Consider the following 1,902-nt stretch of genomic DNA (forward strand, 5'->3'; position numbering starts at 1 on the left):
TCATAACCATAGCCTTTGAGACAGGTCTCATTTTTTTCAATTCTTAAATATATAGAAGTGTAGCAAACAAATTCTGTAAGGACGGTGTTTTTTAGGACAGCTTCTCACCTATAAAAACAAGCTTAACATGAAAAAACAATCATCTACCGATCCGAAATTCAGTACAAAAACAGCTGCTAACGCAGAACCGGCATTAAAGGAATTATTTATTGACGGTATAAAAGACATTTATTGGGCAGAAAACCATCTGGTAAAAAACTTGCCTAAAATGCAGCGCTCCGCCACATCGCCAGAATTAGCCACAGCTATTGAAAATCACCTTAAAGAAACAGAAAACCACGTGGCTCGCTTAGAAAAGGTATTTGACCTCCTTGGCGAAAAAGCACAGGCAAAAAAATGCGATGCGATGGAAGGCCTGACTAAAGAAGGCGAAGGGATAATAGAAAGTACCACTGCGGGAACGTCGACAAGAGATGTAGGCATTATCCTGGCTTCGCAAAAAGTAGAACACTATGAAATTGCTACTTATGGAGGTTTAGCCCAATTAGCTAAAACTTTAGGATTGGATGACGTAGCTGCAGTTTTGGAAGAAACACTGGCAGAAGAGAAAAAGGCAGACAGCCTGTTAACAGAGATTGCAGAAAACAATATCAACTACACAGCAGCAGACGAAGCATAACAAGAATAAAAGATGGCGAATAAAAAGAATACTGCAAAACCTGCAGCAGAACAACAGAACGAAAAAGTAACGCAACTTAGCTCAATTACCACAGAAGATACCGGAGAATTATTAACTACTAACCACGGTTTAAGAATTAATGATGATCAGAACTCCCTCAAAGCAGGGAAACGTGGTGCAACTTTATTGGAAGATTTTATCCTAAGAGAAAAGATTACACATTTTGATCATGAGCGAATCCCAGAAAGAATAGTCCATGCACGCGGCTCAGCAGCACATGGTGTATTTAAAGTATATGAATCACAGTCAGCCGTCACCAAAGCCCATTTTCTGCTTGACCCAACCGTAGAAACTCCTGTTTTTGTCAGGTTTTCTACTGTAGCAGGCTCCAGAGGTTCAACAGATCTTGCCCGTGATGTGAGGGGCTTTGCCGTTAAATTCTACACACAAGAAGGGAATTTTGATTTGGTAGGTAACAACATGCCGGTATTTTTTATCCAGGATGCCATTAAATTCCCAGATTTAGTACATGCGGTAAAACCTGAACCTGATAATGAAATGCCTCAAGCAGCTTCTGCACATGATACCTTCTGGGATTTTATTTCAGTGATGCCAGAATCTACGCACATGATCATGTGGTTAATGAGCGACAGGGCAATTCCTCGCAGTTACCGCATGATGGAAGGTTTTGGGGTACATACTTTCCGCATGATTAATGAAGCAGGTGAATCTACCTTTGTTAAATTCCACTGGAAACCACTATTAGGTGTCCATTCAGTGGCCTGGGATGAGGCACAAAACATATCAGGTAAAGATCCAGATTACCACCGCCGTGATTTATGGGAAGCCATAGAAAGTGGTGCATTTCCAGAGTGGGAGCTAGGGGTACAATTAATTCCTGAAGCAGATGAATTTAAGTTTGACTTTGATTTACTCGATCCTACAAAGTTGATTCCAGAAGAACTAGTGCCAGTGCAGAAAATAGGTAAAATGACCTTAAACCGTAATCCTGAGAACTTTTTTGCAGAAACAGAACAAGTGGCTTTCCACGTAGGACATATAGTTCCAGGAATAGATTTTACCAATGATCCATTGTTACAAGGAAGGTTGTTTTCTTATACAGATACCCAGCTGATTCGTTTAGGGGGACCAAATTTCCATGAAATCCCTATCAACAGGCCTGTCGTTCCTATTCATAACAACCAGCGCGATGGCTTTATGCG

Annotated in this window: 2 protein-coding genes; both read left to right on the forward strand. The window is 40.9% G+C overall.

What is annotated here, in order from left to right:
- The first annotated feature begins 127 nt into the window (after window positions 1-127).
- Window positions 128-679 carry a ferritin-like domain-containing protein gene (locus tag ACR2F7_RS09035; protein WP_432713246.1) on the forward strand — a complete coding sequence of 184 codons (552 nt, stop codon included), beginning with the start codon at window positions 128-130 and terminating at the stop codon, window positions 677-679.
- Window positions 680-691: 12 nt separating this feature from the next.
- A partial coding sequence (locus ACR2F7_RS09040) for a catalase (RefSeq protein ID WP_432713247.1) occupies window positions 692-1,902 on the forward strand: 1,211 nt, incomplete at its 3' end.

The sequence above is a fragment of the Pedobacter sp. genome, from assembly GCF_045628745.1.
Taxonomy (GTDB): domain Bacteria; phylum Bacteroidota; class Bacteroidia; order Sphingobacteriales; family Sphingobacteriaceae; genus Pedobacter.

What these genes read in the sequence shown, in the direction of transcription:
- ACR2F7_RS09035 (WP_432713246.1), top strand. Translation starts at nt 128, where the DNA reads ATGAAAAAACAATCATCTACCGATCCGAAATTCAGTACAAAAACAGCT.